Here is a 16,539-nt window from a genome sequence, read left to right on the forward strand (position 1 = left end):
GCCAGCGTTGTGCGCGATTCTACTAACGGATTTCTGTATTCGAGCCATTGCGACATTGGCGTTGGCCCGCGACCGTTCGCTCGTGCGCCGTCCGAGTCCATCTCGGATTACGGCTTCAGACGCGAACGCAAGCCATTGGGTCCGTGCCGATTCGAAATAGGACATGAGGAGCGACTCGAACATGCGTAACGTCGATACTCTTTTGCGTATTGCATTCTTGGGCTCGGGGGTGTTCGCGTTGGGCTGTGCCAATAGCGAACCGCCCTCTCGCGAGGACGATGCCGAAGCCATTGCGGCGACGCAGGAGGCGTTGATCGCCGACACGGGCGATCTCAATTTCATCCTGGAGCAAATCAAGATTGCCGAGGCGCATGCCGGCGGCACGCCGCTTTCGTCCCTCGTAGGACACCCGCAGCTTCCATTTGGTCTGCGCACCGTCGACGGTACGTTCAACAATATATTGCCGGGTCAGGAATTTTTCGGAGCGGCCGATCGTCCCTTTCCTCGTCTCACCACGCCTGTGTTTCGTGATGCAGGCATTGCCACGTTCGATCCGGACGGCCCTGGGCCGCTCGGCGTGGGAAGTCCAACGTCGTATACGCAGAACAGCGGTCTCGTATTCGACCCCCAGCCACGCGTCATCAGCAATTTGATCGTCGATCAGAGTGCCGCGAATCCGGCGGCGGTTGCGGCGGCGGCGAAAACACCTGGTTCGGTCGCCGATGTGGACGGGCAGGGAACGTTCTTCATTCCCAACGTCGCGCCGGACGTAGGTCTATCCGCGCCGTATAATTCGTGGTTTACGCTCTTTGGCCAATTCTTCGATCACGGCCTGGACCTCATTAGCAAAGGCGGCAGCGGCACGGTGATCATTCCGCTGGCGGCCGACGATCCGCTCTTCATCCCGGGGAGCCCCAACAACTTCATGGTGCTGGACCGAGCGACGAATCAGCCAGGTCCCGACGGCATATTGGGCACCGCAGACGACGTGCACGAGCACAACAATCGCACGACGCCGTTCGTCGATCAAAACCAGACGTACACCTCGCATCCTTCGCATCAGGTGTTTTTGCGAGAATACGTACTCAATGCTGCTCTCAGGCCGGTGTCGACGGGCAGATTGATTGATGGCGCAAGGGGCGGGATTGGCAATTGGGAGGAAGTCAAGGCGCAGGCGGCAACCATGCTCGGCATCGTATTGACGGATGCGGACGTGTTCAACGTGCCGCTTTTGGTGACCGACCCGTATGGCAAGTTCATACCTGGACCGAATGGTTTCCCCCAGGTCGTTACCGCGAGCGGAACCGTGGAAGGCAATCCGGCGGCACCCGTCGCTCTGCCGGCCAACACCCTGCGCATCGACCACGCATTCCTCGACGATATCGCGCACCGGGCCGTGCCTACGACCGGATTGCTTCCGGACGCCGATTCGGAAATCAATGCTGGGCCCCAACCCGCTGGAACATACGACGACGAATTGCTCGACGCGCACTTCGTCACGGGTGATGGTCGCGGCAACGAGAATATCGGCCTCACCGCCGTTCACACGATTTTCCACGCCGAGCACAACCGGCTCGTCCAGCACGTCAAGGACCAGGTTCTGGCGACCGCGAATCCTACGTTCATCGCGGAATGGCTCTTGCCAGGCGCGAATCAGGCAGACGGTATCCAAGACCTGGAATGGAACGGCGAGCGTCTCTTCCAGGCAGCGCGGTTTGGCACGGAAATGCAATACCAGCACCTGGTCTTCGAGGAGTTCGCACGCAAGGTTCAGCCGGAAGTGAACGTGTTCCTCGGTTACGACACCAGCATCGATCCGGCGATCATGAGCGAATTCGCGCACGTCGTGTATCGATTCGGGCATTCTCTGTTGACCGAGACCATCGCGCGCACCGATTCCGCTGGAGCGTCCCATGACATTGGCCTCATCCAAGGATTCCTCAATCCACCGGCATTCGGCGCCGTCGGCACGGACGACCTCGATTCCGCGGGCACAATCATTCGTGGCATGACGCGGCAGGTTGGCAATGAGGTCGACGAATTCGTCACCAATGCCCTGCGCAACAATCTGCTTGGCGTACCGCTCGATCTTGCGACCATCAACATGGCACGCGGTCGCGACGTTGGCATTCCGTCACTCAATGCGGCGCGTACCATGTTCTTTGCGGACACCGGTGACTCCGCTCTGCGGCCTTATTCGAGCTGGAGGGACTATGGGTTTGCCCTGCGACACCCGGAATCGCTGGTCAATCTCGTTGCAGCTTATGGCACGCATCCGTCCGTCACCGGCGTGACATCGCTTGCCGATAAGCGCACGGCTGCCGACGCACTCGTCAATGGCGGCGTGGACGACGACTTCATGAACGCCACTGGCGCCTGGGCCAACGTCGAGACGGGGCTCGACTTGGTCGACTTCTGGGTCGGTGGCCTCGCCGAGAAGCAAATGATTTTCGGAGGCTTGCTCGGGCCGACATTCAACTTCGTCTTCGAAACGCAAATGGAGAAATTGCAGGACGGTGACCGCCTCTATTACTTGCACCGCACGGCCGGCATCAACTTCCTCACGCAGCTCGAAGAGAATTCATTCTCCGAGATGATCATGCGCAATACCAATGTGCGCCATTTGCCGCTCGACGCATTCTCGAGACCGGCCTTCGTTTTCGAGCTCGGAAACCTCGGCACTTCAGGCCCCATTCTCGATGATCCCGCAACGCCGCTTGCCGAGCAGGACGAGTCTCAACTGCTCATCCGCATGCCCGATGGCACCATCCGCTATACCGGCGTGGAGCATATCGTCATGGGCGGCACCCCAGGGGATGACATGATGTGGGCCAGCGAAGGCGATGACACGTTATGGGGAGATGAAGGCAATGACCGCTTGGAGGGCGGAGACGGCAACGATTCTCTCAATGGTGGCGATGGCGACGACATCATTACGGATCTTTTTGGCATCGATAACATCAAGGGCGGCGCAGGCAACGATGTGATTAGCGCCGGTCCCGGCCTCGGGGACCTGATCCTCGCGGGCAGCGGTAACGATTTCGTCGTCGCGGGCGAAGATCCGAAAGAAACGTTCGGCGGGGCGGGAAACGATTTCATTTTCGCAGGCGATTCGGCCGACACCGTGTTCGGAGGCGAAGGTGACGATTGGATTGAAGGAGGAGACCAGGCCGATCTCTTGCAAGGGGACAACGGCGCGCCATTCCAGGATAGCCCCGTGGTTGGCAACGATGTCATCTTCGGACAGGGGGGCGACGACGATTACGACGCCGAAACAGGCGACGACATCATGGTCAGTGACTTTGGCATCGAGCGCCATGAAGGCATGCTCGGATTCGATTGGGTGACGTACAAGGGCGCTCCGCAGCCTGCCGACGCCGATTTGGATCTGTCCGTGCTTTTGCCTCCTTCGGTCGAGAACTTCCGCGACCGATTCGATTTGGTCGAAGGTTTGTCCGGGTGGGACCACGACGACATCCTGCGAGGCGATGACGCCACGACCGTCGAGCTCACCGAGATCGACGCGAATTCGGGCCAAAACAATGCGCTCAACACGCAGGCGCAGATCGATCTCATTGCTGGGTTGCAGGATCTTCTGGGCGACGGAGTGACGTCTTTCAGCGGCGGCAACATCATTCTTGGCGGCGCGGGCAGCGACCTCATCGAAGGGCGCGGCGGCGACGACATCATCGACGGAGACCGCTGGCTCAATGTGAGGCTGAGCGTTCGTGATGAAGCCAATAACGAGATTGGTACAGCCGATGGTATGCGCACGCCTCTGCAAAACAAGTCGGGGATTCTTGCGGGCACGCCAGCGACCTTGACGCTCCAACAGGCGATGTTCGCCGGCACTCTCAATCCGGGACAACTCGTCATCGTGCGCGAGATCTTGACGGCCCCGCCCAATCCGAACGAGCCCGACGTCGATACGGCGCTGTTCTCCGGGCCCTTTGACGATTACGACATCCTCCCCAATCCCGACGGAAGCACGACCGTCATTCATGCCCGTGGCACACAGCTCGACGGTACCGACCGGCTGATCAACATTGAAATGTTGCAGTTCGCCAATGTCGCCGTTTCCGCGGGCGTGCCGGTCAGTCAGCCCATTGGTTTGACCGCGGTGACCTTTCCAGATCAGGAAATCGCGACCACGAGCGGAATACGAAGCGCGACACTGATCAATGCGGCGGCGACGCCTCTCGCGATCTCGACTGCCACGTTGCAAGGCGTCAATGGTGGCGACTTCCTGGTGAACGAGGACAATTGCAGCGGCGTGACGTTGCTCACGGGCGCATTCTGCAATGTAAGCCTTACCTTCCGGCCGAATGCCGTCGGAACGCGTAGCGCAAGCCTCAATTTCGCAGTCGTCAGCAATGGGAATCCAGCGACGCTGACCGCGCCGGTTTCCGGTACGGGCACGGCAGCCATTGCGATGGTTACGCCAAACAGTCTCGCATTCGGCGATCAAGCTCTGCGCGTGCGCAGCGCTACCCAGACAACGACGTTCACGAATACCGGTGCCGCGTCATTGCAGATGGGTAACGTCAGGCGCGAAGGAGCGCACAGGAACGATTTCGAGATCGCCGCCAGCTCCTGCAACGGGCAGCTCTCACCGAATGCGCAGTGTACCATATCGGTTCGCTGTCGTCCTCGGGCGCTCGGATTGCGTTCGGGCGAGCTTCAAATCAACTACAATGGGGCTTCGAGCCCGCGCGTGATTCCAATGACCTGCAACGGCGTGCCCTAGCCGTTTTCTTGTAAACGTCCACCGCAATGGGCGCCCGTTGCAGACGGGCGCCCATTGCGTCCATTTCTGCATAACGGTCTTCGTGATGAAACGATCATTTGTCACGATGACCCGCGATGTCTCCGCTAGCCGCGCATCGAATGTAAAAAGACGAGCTTGGTTGGCTTAGCGGAGGGAGCGCCCATGTCGAATGAGGAAAAGCAAGACGCACCGGCAGAGAGCGTCGAAACGAATGCAGGCAAGGATGCCTTGAGACGGCGAGATATTTTGAAAATCGGCCTCATTGCGGGCGCGGGCTCGGCCGGCTACCTCATCAGCAACAAAGGCTTTGGCCGCGCCGCAAGCACTGGAAGCCCGCGGACGAGGCCATTTGTCGATCCGCTCCCCATCCCGCCCATCAAAACACCTGTACCTTACCTGTACCCCGCTCCTCAGGAGTATCCCCTCCCTGGCGAGGGACGGAGACGGTCCCATCAAGCATTCAAGCGCTTTCCGCCCCAAAAATATTACGAAATTCATCAGCGGGCGGGGAAACACCGATTCCATTCCGACCTGCCGCTCACCGACATTTGGGGATTCGACGGCATCGTACCAGGACCGACCTACCATGCCCGGTATGGCGAACCGATCCTCGTTCGGAATTTCAACGATCTGCCCCAGAACCATACCGGTTTTGGCATTCCGCAGGTAACGACGCACCTGCACAATGCCCACACGCCGTCCGAAAGCGACGGCTTTCCAACGGACTTTTTCCCGTTCCAGGTCGGAGGGAGCGAGCTTTTCTACGATCAGCACTACCCCAACGTTTGCGCGGGTTTTTCGAAGCAACAATATGCACCGTACGGCGACATTCGCGAAAGTCTGAGCACGCTCTGGTACCACGACCACCGCGTCGATTTCACTTCGCAAAATGTCTACCGAGGGCTCGCCGGCTTCTACCTCCTCTTCAACGGGTACGATACAGGCAACGAGGCGACCGGATTCCGCCTGCCAAGCGGCAAATTCGATGTCCCCATGCTCTTTGCCGACAAAATATTCGACAAAAGAGGTCGGCTCGTTTTCGATCTGTTCAACCAGGATGGAATCCTCGGTGACAAATTCACCGTGAATGGCAAAATACAGCCGCACTTCAAGGTGCATCCAAGGAGATATCGACTCCGGTGGCTCAATGCTGGACCGTCGCGATTCTACCAGTTGTTTTTGACGAACCCTGCCGATCCCAGCATCATCATCCCATTCACGCGCATCTCGAGTGATGGGAATCTACTGCCTCAGTCGCTCACCGTGACGAACCTTCGGTTGGCCGTGGCGCAACGAGCCGACGTGATTGTCGACTTTTCGCAACACGCTGGCAAGTCGATCATTTTGGAAAATAGGCTCGAACAATTGGACGGCCGAGGTCCTACCGACGAGATTCTGCCGGCAGGTCAAGGTCACGCAATCCTTCGATTCGACGTCCAACTCCCCGACGTGGGCGATGGGAGCCAGGCGCCGCCGTACACGTTTTACGACGTGCCCAGACCATCGAAAGAGGAGCTCGCGGCGGCGCGTGTTCGTTATTTCAGATTGGAGCGAGGCAATGGCCAATGGCAGATCAACGGCGAATTCTTCGACGGTGACAAGACCATGGCCGACCCCGTCGAGGGAACGAGTGAGATTTGGGTACTCCAAAACAATTCGGGTGGCTGGCAGCACCCTGCACACATTCATTTCGAGGAATTCCAGATGCTGTCTCGCAATGGCCAGGCACCTCCGCCTCACGAAAGGGGTCGGATGGACGTGGCGGACGTGAGGCACAACGAGGAAATTCGCTTGTTCCTGAGGTTCCGCGATTTCGTCGGACACCACGTCATGCATTGCCACAATACCTTGCACGAAGACCATTCGATGATGCTTCGTTGGGAAATACTTCCGGCGTAATGGAGAGGGTGTCGCTGCGCAAAGGAGGTGCGATGATGATAACCAGAAGGCAATGGCTCGCGGCTGCGGTGGCTGCGCCATCCGTTGGCGCGGTGATAGGTTGGGGGACGGCTTTGGCTTCGAGCGACGGGAAAGGGTGGCGGTTTCCGAACGTGCCATTGGTCACGCACGAGGGGCGGCGCGTGCGCCTTTACGACGATCTTTTGCGCGATAAAATCGTCATCGTCAATTTCATGTATTCGCGCTGCCGAGGTATCTGCCCCGGAGTCACACGGAACATGCTGCGCGTGCAGAAGCTGCTTCATCCCCGCGTAGGACGTGACATATTCATGTACTCCATCAGCATCAAACCGCAGGAAGACACGGTGGAGGCCCTCGCCAAATATGCCGAATCGCTCGAGCCAGGACCGGGGTGGTATTTCTTGACCGGAGACCCCGAGGACATCGAGACGACACGAATTGGTTTGGGCGCCGTGGATCCGGATCCCGCCGTGGACGCCGATAAGTCGCAACACATCGGCATGCTTCGTTATGGCAACGAAAGGCTCGAGCGCTGGGCCGGCTGTCCAGGTGGCGCCAAACCGGAATGGATCGCCAAATCGATTCTGTGGACGGTCGCAGGAGACGACACGCCGCGGGCATCAGCGGCGCTTTGATGGACCACGCTTGCCATCGTCGTCTCATCGATCGGGTTTGTCCAAGCTAACACGCAGGCCATCCAGGACAAACGCGAGCACAAGCAGCGCGGATCCGACGACGAAGAGCATGCCGACGTCGTGGCCGTCTGCATTCGCGTTCGCGGGCGCAAACTGCGCGAAATACGTGGCCAACGTGTGGTGGCTCGTCGCCGCTCGTCCGGGTGCCCATGCGCTGAGGACGACGAGGACGATCATCGTTTCCCCGACGGCGCGGGATGCGGCGAGCACGAGAGCTGCCAAAAGGCGCGATCGAGCCGCCGGAACGACGACGAACACGGCCGTGGCAAACTTGCCCGCCCCGAGCGCTCGAGCGCCATCGCGCAGATGCTCGGGAATCGCATCCATCGCGGCCCGACCATGCTCCAGGAAATTCGGCACGATCATGCCCGCCAAGGCAATGCCGGCCGAAAGCGCGTACTGCTGGTGAAGGCCCGGCACGATTGTCCCGAGCGCCGGAAGGAACGTCGAAACGGCGAAGTAGCCGTAGACGATCGGCGGCACGCGCGCGAGAAATCGCAGCAGCGGATCCAGAAAACCGCGCATGCGAGCACTTGCAAACTCGCTCAGGTAAAGGGCCGCAAGCAGACCCACCGGCGCCGCGACGACGAGCGCAACGGCGGTCGTGAGCAGCGTATTTCCGAGCAGCGTGGCAAGCGTGCCGAATGCAACTCCGCCCGAAAGGCGCACGAAGGCAACGGATTCGGCGACGAAAACGGCGACGAGGCCAACGAGCAGGACGATTCCAAGCGACGCGCACACGAGCAGCAGTGGGCGCAGCACGACATTGGCCCGCGACGCACGCGCGAAGCTCGGGGGTTTTTCTGACGGTGTCGGTAGAGAAGTGCTCACGTCCTGGCGATGGAGTTCGAGTCCAGGCGTGAGGTACTAATGCGAGCGTGTGACAGGGTGATGACAATCGGGCGTGTTCGCGTAAAAAAACGCGACGCAACGCGGTGTGATTACACCCAATCGAGCAAGGTCGTGTCCCAGCGCTTCCAGGCTCCATCGATTTGCTTCTGAAGGTCCTTCTTTCCGGCCGTGGTCTTGAACGAGTCGACCTGCACCTTCATGAAGAAATCGTCCGTTTTGCCGGTGTAGTTTTGCGTGACTTCAACCGACCCGACGGAATGCATCGCGACGACGATTTCTGCGCCATCGACCTCGGCAATGCAAAATCCGTGGCTATTGCTGCTGGCATGGCCCAAGTGGGGATTGGGCTTGACGGTTTTGTCCAGCATCAGTGCATCGATGTTGGCTGCAAGAAGCGGCGCGGCGGGCACGGTACTGAGCACCGGATCATTTTTGATTTGGGACACGAGGATCTGCCGATAAGGCGATGACGACACGGCGCCGCACGTGAATTCGACGATGTTTTTCGTTTTGTCCGTGCCGGCATAAGGTGTGCCTGCCAAAAAAGTATGCAAATCGCCCGAAATGGCGACGACATTTCCCACCGGTGCGAGTTTCCCAATGAGCTCGTCTCGTTTGGCTGGGAAACCATCCCAGCCGTCCAGATTCATGTAGAACCGGCGCAAAAAGAGCGCGGGAACGCCCATCTGCATCGTCAAATCGATTTGCGTGGGAGAAAGCACGAACGAAGAGGCCCAGATTTTCCACGTGCTCGTCGACTTCGTTATCGTGTCGAGGAACCACGTTTCTTGTGTTTCACCCAAAATGTTTTGGTCGGCTTTCTTCAGCCCGGCATAAACGTCGAAAGAATCTTTGTGTACGAAGTATCGCGACCCGATCGACGAATGAAAGCTCGCCTTGTTGAGGTCGAAGTAGGAAATGCCTCGTGGAGGGGGAGGATCTGGCGGCAACATGAGCTCGGGCACCGGCATGGGAGGCATCGTGGCATTGATCTGCGCGACGACGGCATTGATGTAGTTCACGCTCACATTGCCCGTGATTTTTTCGACGGGATATGCGGAGGCCATTGCAACTTGCTGCAAAAGGCCTTTGTACAGCGCCATGTTGGGATCGTCGATGTCGACGTACGCGGTCGCGACGCCATCCGGCGGCAAACCTCCCGGAAGCGCCATGAGCGCAGCTTGATCGAATGCCACTGCACCGGGGAATGCGTCTTCGGCAATGAGGTGATCCGGCCGAAACATGCGCAGGTCGGTCAATACGAGGTGCACGTTTTTCCCGAATTTTAGATCGCGATAGATGCGAATGTCTTCCGGGAATGCTTTTGCCGCGTCGTACCGGAAGTTTTCCGCATCCGGGTAATCGACGGGCATGTATTCGAACCACGCTTGACTGGCAGCTTGGCGGCGCGCCACGTCCGCTTCGTTCAGCCTGCCGTCGCTGTACGTGCCATTTTCGCCCCAACAGTCGTCCGAGAATTCGTGATCGTCCCACGTGGCGACCATGGCGCAACTTTCATGCAATGCTTGAAGCGCGGGATCCGATCGATATGCACGATAGAGATCCCGATAATTGCTCACGCTGCGTGCAGCAAAAAAGACCTCGCCCTTCGAGGTTTCGAGCGCAAGCGAGCCGGCGGCGTCGCGGAACGCGATTTTTCGCGAAGCATCCGGGGTTTGAAAGCCGGGATCCCCGGTGGTTTCATAAATGTAGTCGCCGAGATGAACGAAGAAGTCGAGCTCTTCTTTGGCGAGCGCCCACAAGACGTTGTAATAGCGTCCAATGAAGTCCTGACAGGAAACGAAGGCGAATCGTACCTTGACGTCGGCTGTCTCCTCGGGCGCCGTTTTTACGCGACCCGTGCGCGATTTGAAGAGGCGCCCTTCCTTTTCGTAAATGAACCGATAATAATAGGTTTTTCCTGCTTCACCAATGAATCGAACTTTGACGCAGTTGTCGTATTCCGATTCCGCCAAAAGGTGAAGACGCTCGCTCCCATTGATGGTGAGCAGCTTGGTGAATTTGTCGTCGAGAGCTACTTCGACGTAGACATCGAGGTCCCAGCCTGCGCGCTCTTTGTCTTCGACGCGCGTCCAAATGATGGCGCTCTTGGGCTTCGGATCGCCAGATGCCACGGATTGCGGGAAAAATTCGCTCCCATCCTCGAGCTCGGCTGGTGTCGTCGGGGCAGGGGCGGCGTCGCTGCTGCAGCCATCGAGAACGGCAGCGCCAAGCGTAACGACGGTGATGCGAAGAAAGTCTCTACGTTTATGCATGATCGAAATGTGCCAGAGGGGCGCGAAAGAGTCACGCGTTAGCCTCGATCGCGCGACGCTCGTTCTCCCAAAGGCAAGCGCACCGTGAACGTCGACCCTTTGCCAAGCTCACTTTCGACATCGATGGTGCCATTCATCAGCTCGACGATGTGTTTGACGATCGATAAGCCGAGGCCCGTGCCTCCAAGCTCGCGCGAACGGCCCGCGTCGACGCGATAGAATCGTTCAAAAATGCGGCCGAGATGCGCCGGAGAAATGCCGGGGCCATCGTCGGAAACGCTGATCTCGACGCCGCCTCCAGGGCGCTGACGCGATGCGAGCACGACGTGCGCACCTTCGCCCGCGTATTTGAGGGCGTTGTCGAGCAGGTTCATCAACACCTGTTCGAGCGCGCGTCTGTCGATGCGGCACAAAAGCGGTCCGTCAGGACGCTCGATGCGCAAATCCACGCGACGCTTGCGCGCAGGCTCTTCGAGCAAACGCGCGACGTGCGCCACGATGGGCACGACGTCTTGTTCGACGAGCGTGAGACGAAAGTTCTTGCTCTCGATCTTGGACAAATCGAGCAGGTCGTCGACGAGCTGGCACAGGCGTTTGGCATGACGATCGATCACGTCGACGAATTCGGCGGCCTCTGCTGGATCGGAGAGCGCTCCGGCGAGAAGGGTTTCCGCGGAGGTGCCGATGGCCGTGATGGGCGTGCGCAATTCGTGAGAAACGTTGGCCACGAAGTCGGTGCGTATCGTCTCGAGTCGGCGCAGATCGGTGACGTCGTGAAAGACGGCAATGAGCCCCCGATCGGAAGGTTGACTGGACAAACCCCGCTCGGGACGTTCGCGCCGGCTGGCTAGCTTCGACACGCGAACGAGCAACCTACGCGGCAAAATCCCCGACAGCTCGACCTCGCGCACCACGGCATCATTGCTTTTGGATGCCGCGTCGAGCGCTTCATGAAGGGCGGGGTTGCGAATGACTTCGATGACACTCTTGCCGATCGTGCCTTCACCCACGAGCGTCATCGCGCGTAGCGCACGGTTTGCCAGGACAATCCGAGCGTCACCGTCGGTGACGAGCACGCCTTCGTTCATGCCGTCGAGGATGCTGGCGAGCAGATCGCGTTCGTCTCGAAGATCCTCGATCGCCGAGAGCAGTTCTTTTGCAAGGCGATTGAGCGCTCGACCAAGCTCGGTGGTTTCACGCGTTCCTTGCGCGGGCGCGTGGACTTCGAGGTCGCCTCCGGCCATGGCGAGCGCGGCTTGCGTGAGGTTACGGACGGGGCGCGTGAGCAGATGCGCGCCAAAGACGCTCATGAAAATGGCGGCGGCGATCGCGGCGCCGATGCCGGCGATCAAGTACAAGCGTGCGCGCGTGACGGCAGCATCGATGTCGGTGAGCGGTACTGCGAGACGGACGATCGCGACGTTGCTTCCGGGTTCGTCGAATCGGTGCGCCGCATAGATCATGCGGTGGCTGAGCGTGTCGCTGTACCTTGCCGCTTGCCCGGAGCCTGCCGCCATGGCTGCTGCGATCTCGGCACGCGATGCATGATTCGGCGTGCTCTCGAGCTCGTCGAACGGGATCTCCGAGTCACCGAGGACCGTGCCGTCAGCGCTGGTGATGGTGACGCGAGCGCTCGCAAGCTTGCCGAGATGATCGCTGAGCGCATCGAGCTCGCGTGAAGTGCACGCCGACGTGCCGCACTGTCTTCGCACGGCGTCTTCACAGAGGCGGATCTCGCCTGCGAGATGGCCCGTCGCACGCTCGATCATCAACGTTTCCAGCTCACGCGTCCCAACGCGCTCGATGACGAGCCCCGCGACGAGCATGAGCACGACGGATGCGATGACGAGCTGCGCGCGGATGCCGAGGTGACCGATCATGGTTCGGACGACGGACTGTCGGAAGCTTCGGCTCGGAAGCGATACCCAACGCCGCGAACGGTCTCGATGTAGTCACCGGCGAGGCCGAGTTTTTCCCGTACACGTTTGACGTGCGTGTCGACGTTACGAGCGGTGACGTCGACGTGCGATCCCCAAACTTCGTCGAGCAGCACGTCACGCGACAGCACGCGACCGCGACGGTCGAAGAGCACCATCAGGAGCTTGAATTCGAGCGCCGTGAAGGCGATTTCCTCTTCGTCGACCCACGCGCGATGCGCTGCACGATCGATGCGCAAGACACCGAAATCGATGCGACCTTCGGGCTGGGTTGGTCCTTCCGAACGGCGAAGGATCGCGCGCGCTCGCAAGATGAGCTCGCGGACGCTGAAGGGTTTGACCACGTAGTCGTCGACGCCGAGCTCGAATCCCACGATGCGGTCGATCTCTTCCCCCTTGGCCGTGACCATGATGACGGGAATGTTCGCGGTTTGCGGGTTCTGCTTCAGGCGCTTGCAGACCTCGGTGCCCGCCATGTCGGGGAGCATGAGGTCCAAAAGCACGAGGTCGAATTTCTCTTCTTTGACCGCGCGAAGCGCAGTTTCGCCGCTGCTCGCGGAGACGACGTCGAAGCCTGCTTGCTTGAAGTTGTAGGAAAGGACGCGCTGCAAATCGCGTTCGTCTTCCACGATGAGGATGTTCGTGGGCATGCGTTGGACCTGTCTAGCAGCGTCGTGTGTCGTCTGCATGGCAACGTAGAGGACGTGTGTAAAACCGTTCGCGTACGTGGTGTTTCCGTACTGCGTGTTGCACGGCGGATACAGCACCAACCTTTCCAGGGTTGCCCGTCACGCGTCGCTTGCGCGATGCCTGGCTTTCTTCTAGTAGGGGCGCGTTATGGCTGTCGAGCGCACTCTTTCCATCATCAAGCCCGATGCGGTTGAGAAAAACCACGCGGGCGCAATTCTGGCTCGCCTCGAATCCGAAGGGTTCATCGTTCGTGCGATGAGGCGGATTCATCTGACGCGAGCCGAGGCCGAAGGGTTTTACGCGGAACATCGTGGTCGCGGCTTCTTCGATGAGCTGTGCACGTTCATGTCCCGCAGCCCCATAATCGTCATGGCTCTCGAGCGTGAGGATGCCATCGCGAAGTATCGCGAGGTCATTGGTGCAACGAACCCCGCCAACGCGGCCGAAGGCACGATTCGCAAGCTTTACGCTGCGAGCGTGGGTGAAAACGCGGTCCACGGTTCGGACAAACCCGAATCGGCGGCCCGCGAAATTGCGTACTTCTTCGCCGGGTACGAAGTCTCGCCGCGCGTGTGAACGCCGCGTCGGATTGCCCGCTCGTTTTATCCCTCGGAGCTGTCCGTGAGGGATGCGCTGCCATCGAGGCATTCGGGGACCTGCTCGCTTCACGGCGCGTGGGTCCTCGTGCGCTCACGCATGCAAAGGCTGCCACGATCGAAGCGTGCGTCGTGCTCGCCGCCGAGCTTCGGCCGTTCGAACGAACGCTGCAAACGGCGCTTGGTGGCGACAGCGAGGCGAAAGCAATCCTGAGACCTCTGTTCGAGCGGCTCGAGTCGCATCTGTCGACGATCACGACGGCGCTTCAGGACTGGTCGCCGCTGTCGGCTCGGCACCGTTTGGGGCTCGAAACTTCGTTTCGAACGTATCGCGCCGACATCAAGGATTGCGTAGCGCTGTGCGACTTGGCCGTTGCTGCTGCAGCGGTGATTCCTGTCGACCTCGATCTCGTGGGCTTGATGGAACAGCGCCAAGATGATCGCGTGCCAGAGGGCCGCACGGTGACGCTTGGCATCGATGTCGATGCGACCACGATCCGCACGGATCGTCGCGTGCTCGCGGGGCTCATCGAGCTTGCCGTGGCATTCGCCTGTCGTGACGGTGGCGACGCAGCGCTGCTCACCGCAAGGGCACGTCCCGACGGTACGTTCGTCATTCGTGTAGGTCGTGCGCCGAGCAACCGATCTCCACAAAGAGCGGTCACCGTGTTGCGGCGCGGAGAGCTCGATCTAGGGCTCGAGGTGGCGCGGATGGCTGCGCGGCGCGCGGGGCTCGACATGTCGTTCGATGGTGCGACAAACGCGGTTTCGATCGCGCTTGGGCACATGGGTTGATTCATCGCGCGTGCCGAATCTGCTAAAGCCCGCTCGATGACCGATCTGCACTCGTCGCTCGCACCGCTCGTTACTGCTGCCTTCAACGACCGCTCGCTGCTTCGCGATGCAGCGCATGAGCAGGCCGTGCTTCAAACGATCGACGCGCTCGATCGGGGACAAATCCGCGTTGCCGAACGAATCGCCGACGGCGATTGGAAGACGCACGCCTGGGTGAAGCAAGCCATCCTGCTCTACTTTGCCGTCCGATCGCTCGAAGTGACCGAAGCCGGGCCGCTGGAGTTCCGGGACAAACTTCCCACGAAGCATGGTCTCGAAGCGGCAGGCGTGCGCATCGTGCCGCCAGGAACGGCGCGACATGGAGCGTTCCTCGAACCCGGCGTGGTGCTCATGCCTGGATACGTGAACATCGGTGCGTACGTTGGTGCAGGCACGATGGTCGACACGTGGGCGACGGTTGGCTCGTGCGCGCAGATCGGCAAGGATTGTCATCTCGCGGGTGGCGTTGGCATCGGCGGAGTCTTGGAGCCGCCGAGTGCTCAGCCCGTGATCATCGAAGACGGGGTCTTCGTCGGGTCGCGCGCGATCGTCGTCGAAGGGGTGATCGTCGAACGCGAAGCGGTCATCGGAGCGGGTGTGGTGCTCACGGCATCCACGGCGATCCTCGACGTCACAGGAAGCGAAGTGGTCGAGCATCGAGGGCGCGTGCCTGCTCGCAGCGTGGTCATTCCTGGAACGCGTCCGAAGCGTTTTCCCGCGGGTGAGTTTGGCGTTCCGTGCGCGCTGATCATTGGAGCTCGAACGGCTTCTACGGATCGCAAAGTCTCGCTCAACGCTGCATTGCGGGACTTTGGAGTGCCCGTATGAAGGATGCCGTCACCGATCGTCTCGTCGAAACGCTCCTCTGGCTGTGTCGGATTCCTTCGCCAACGGGCGAAGAAGCATCGCTGGCCAACGCGATGCTCGAACGCCTTGCGCATCTGCCGGTTGCTGCGCCGCCGCGGCGTCACGGAGACTCCATCGTCGTACCCGTCACGCGAGGCACCGGAGGACCACGCATCGCGCTCGTGGGGCACTTGGACGTGGTGCGAACCATTCACGATGGTCCGCCGCGTGTCGACGAGGACAAACTGTACGGGCCCGGAGCATCCGACATGAAGTCGGGGCTTGCGTTGATGCTCGACATGCTCGAGCACGACATGAATGAGCTTCGAGGTGCCGATGTGACGATGATCTTCTACGCACGCGAAGAAGGGCCGTTTGCCGAGAACGAGCTCGGCCATGTGTTCGCAGAGGATCCCGACGCGACGGCTGTGGACTTGGCGATCTGCATGGAGCCGAGTGACAACAAGCTGAGCCTCGGAGCATGCGGGACGATTCACGCGCGTATCATTTTTGAAGGACGCACGGCGCACAGCGCGCGGCCTTGGCAGGGGGAAAACGCGATCCACAAGGCGGGGTCACTCCTCATGGATCTCGGCAAACTCGAACCGCGCGTCTGCACGATCGATGGTTTGTCTTACCGGAGCGTCATGTCGGCGACGATGGCCGAAGGTGGTCGTGGTCGGAACATCATTCCGGACGTGTTCATGTTGAATGTGAACCATCGGTTTGCCCCGGATACATCTTTGCCCGAGGCGCAGATGGAGATCGAACGGTTGGTTGCTGGCCGAGCAAGGATCGAGTGGGTCGATCTTTCGCCGTCGGCGCCGCCGCATGCAGCGCATCCGCTCGTGTTGGCGCTACGTGACGCTGGTGTTGCAGGCGTGGAAGCGAAGCAGGCGTGGACCGATGTTGCGCGCTTCGCGGAGCACGGTGTACCCGCGGTGAATTGGGGACCAGGCGAGAACGCGCAGGCGCATCAACGGAACGAGTGGACGTCGATCTCGAAGCTGCGCGAGGGACGAGAGATTTTGGGAAGGTTTTTCAGGACAATCGCACGGTGAAACGCGCCGCTGGGAGGTGTTTGATTTCGCGGCACTCGCGGTTCCCCCAAACTCGCCCGCTTCG

11 protein-coding genes are annotated in these 16,539 nt (G+C 60.1%); 7 read left to right on the forward strand and 4 right to left on the reverse strand.

What is annotated here, in order from left to right:
* Positions 1-163 precede the first annotated feature (163 nt).
* From IPM54_31200 to IPM54_31210, 3 genes are all read left to right on the forward strand, one after another.
* Positions 164-4,747, forward strand: coding sequence for a choice-of-anchor D domain-containing protein (locus IPM54_31200; protein ID MBK9264257.1), 4,584 nt, complete (start codon positions 164-166; stop codon positions 4,745-4,747).
* A gap of 183 nt (positions 4,748-4,930) precedes the next feature.
* Positions 4,931-6,667, forward strand: a complete 1,737-nt coding sequence (locus tag IPM54_31205; protein MBK9264258.1) for a multicopper oxidase domain-containing protein — start codon at positions 4,931-4,933, stop codon at positions 6,665-6,667.
* Positions 6,668-6,702: 35 nt separating this feature from the next.
* The gene (locus IPM54_31210; GenBank protein ID MBK9264259.1) at positions 6,703-7,323 is read left to right on the forward strand and encodes an SCO family protein; all 621 of its coding nucleotides are present in this window, start codon (positions 6,703-6,705) and stop codon (positions 7,321-7,323) included.
* Between the two features lie 24 nt (positions 7,324-7,347).
* Here IPM54_31210 and IPM54_31215 read toward each other — a convergent pair whose 3' ends face one another.
* From IPM54_31215 to IPM54_31230, 4 genes are all read right to left on the reverse strand, one after another.
* Positions 7,348-8,145 carry an ABC transporter permease subunit gene (locus IPM54_31215; protein ID MBK9264260.1) on the reverse strand — a complete coding sequence of 266 codons (798 nt, stop codon included), beginning with the start codon at positions 8,143-8,145 and terminating at the stop codon, positions 7,348-7,350.
* A 179-nt stretch (positions 8,146-8,324) separates the two neighbouring features.
* Entirely contained in the window at positions 8,325-10,511 is a 2,187-nt protein-coding gene (locus tag IPM54_31220) for an alkaline phosphatase D family protein (GenBank protein ID MBK9264261.1), read from the reverse strand.
* Positions 10,512-10,549: 38 nt separating this feature from the next.
* The gene (locus IPM54_31225; protein ID MBK9264262.1) at positions 10,550-12,028 is read right to left on the reverse strand and encodes a HAMP domain-containing protein; all 1,479 of its coding nucleotides are present in this window, start codon (positions 12,026-12,028) and stop codon (positions 10,550-10,552) included.
* Between the two features lie 359 nt (positions 12,029-12,387).
* Complete coding sequence (locus IPM54_31230; GenBank protein ID MBK9264263.1) at positions 12,388-13,098, reverse strand: response regulator; 711 nt, start codon at positions 13,096-13,098, stop codon at positions 12,388-12,390.
* Between the two features lie 187 nt (positions 13,099-13,285).
* On the opposite strand from IPM54_31230, the gene ndk reads away from it, so the two are divergent.
* The 4 genes from ndk to IPM54_31250 are packed head-to-tail and all read left to right on the forward strand — an operon-like array spanning position 13,286 to position 16,475.
* Complete coding sequence (ndk, locus tag IPM54_31235) at positions 13,286-13,714, forward strand: nucleoside-diphosphate kinase (GenBank protein ID MBK9264264.1); 429 nt, start codon at positions 13,286-13,288, stop codon at positions 13,712-13,714.
* Entirely contained in the window at positions 13,711-14,529 is an 819-nt protein-coding gene (locus tag IPM54_31240) for a hypothetical protein (GenBank protein MBK9264265.1), read from the forward strand. The genes ndk and IPM54_31240 overlap by 4 nt, the downstream gene beginning before the upstream one ends.
* 36 nt (positions 14,530-14,565) lie before the next feature.
* Positions 14,566-15,396 (forward strand): 2,3,4,5-tetrahydropyridine-2,6-dicarboxylate N-succinyltransferase, encoded by an 831-nt coding sequence (locus IPM54_31245; GenBank protein ID MBK9264266.1) that lies wholly within the window; start codon positions 14,566-14,568, stop codon positions 15,394-15,396.
* The gene (locus IPM54_31250; GenBank protein ID MBK9264267.1) at positions 15,393-16,475 is read left to right on the forward strand and encodes a succinyl-diaminopimelate desuccinylase; all 1,083 of its coding nucleotides are present in this window, start codon (positions 15,393-15,395) and stop codon (positions 16,473-16,475) included. The genes IPM54_31245 and IPM54_31250 overlap by 4 nt, the downstream gene beginning before the upstream one ends.
* Positions 16,476-16,539 lie beyond the last annotated feature (64 nt).

It is taken from the genome of Polyangiaceae bacterium (assembly GCA_016715885.1).
GTDB lineage: Bacteria > Myxococcota_A > Polyangia > Polyangiales > Polyangiaceae > Polyangium.

What these genes read in the sequence shown, in the direction of transcription:
- IPM54_31250 (MBK9264267.1), top strand. Translation starts at nt 15,393, where the DNA reads ATGAAGGATGCCGTCACCGATCGTCTCGTCGAAACGCTCCTCTGGCTG.
- IPM54_31220 (MBK9264261.1), bottom strand. Translation starts at nt 10,511, where the DNA reads ATGCATAAACGTAGAGACTTTCTTCGCATCACCGTCGTTACGCTTGGC.
- IPM54_31205 (MBK9264258.1), top strand. Translation starts at nt 4,931, where the DNA reads ATGTCGAATGAGGAAAAGCAAGACGCACCGGCAGAGAGCGTCGAAACG.
- IPM54_31225 (MBK9264262.1), bottom strand. Translation starts at nt 12,028, where the DNA reads ATGGCGGCAGGCTCCGGGCAAGCGGCAAGGTACAGCGACACGCTCAGC.
- IPM54_31245 (MBK9264266.1), top strand. Translation starts at nt 14,566, where the DNA reads ATGACCGATCTGCACTCGTCGCTCGCACCGCTCGTTACTGCTGCCTTC.
- IPM54_31200 (MBK9264257.1), top strand. Translation starts at nt 164, where the DNA reads ATGAGGAGCGACTCGAACATGCGTAACGTCGATACTCTTTTGCGTATT.
- ndk (MBK9264264.1), top strand. Translation starts at nt 13,286, where the DNA reads ATGGCTGTCGAGCGCACTCTTTCCATCATCAAGCCCGATGCGGTTGAG.
- IPM54_31210 (MBK9264259.1), top strand. Translation starts at nt 6,703, where the DNA reads ATGATAACCAGAAGGCAATGGCTCGCGGCTGCGGTGGCTGCGCCATCC.
- IPM54_31230 (MBK9264263.1), bottom strand. Translation starts at nt 13,098, where the DNA reads ATGCCCACGAACATCCTCATCGTGGAAGACGAACGCGATTTGCAGCGC.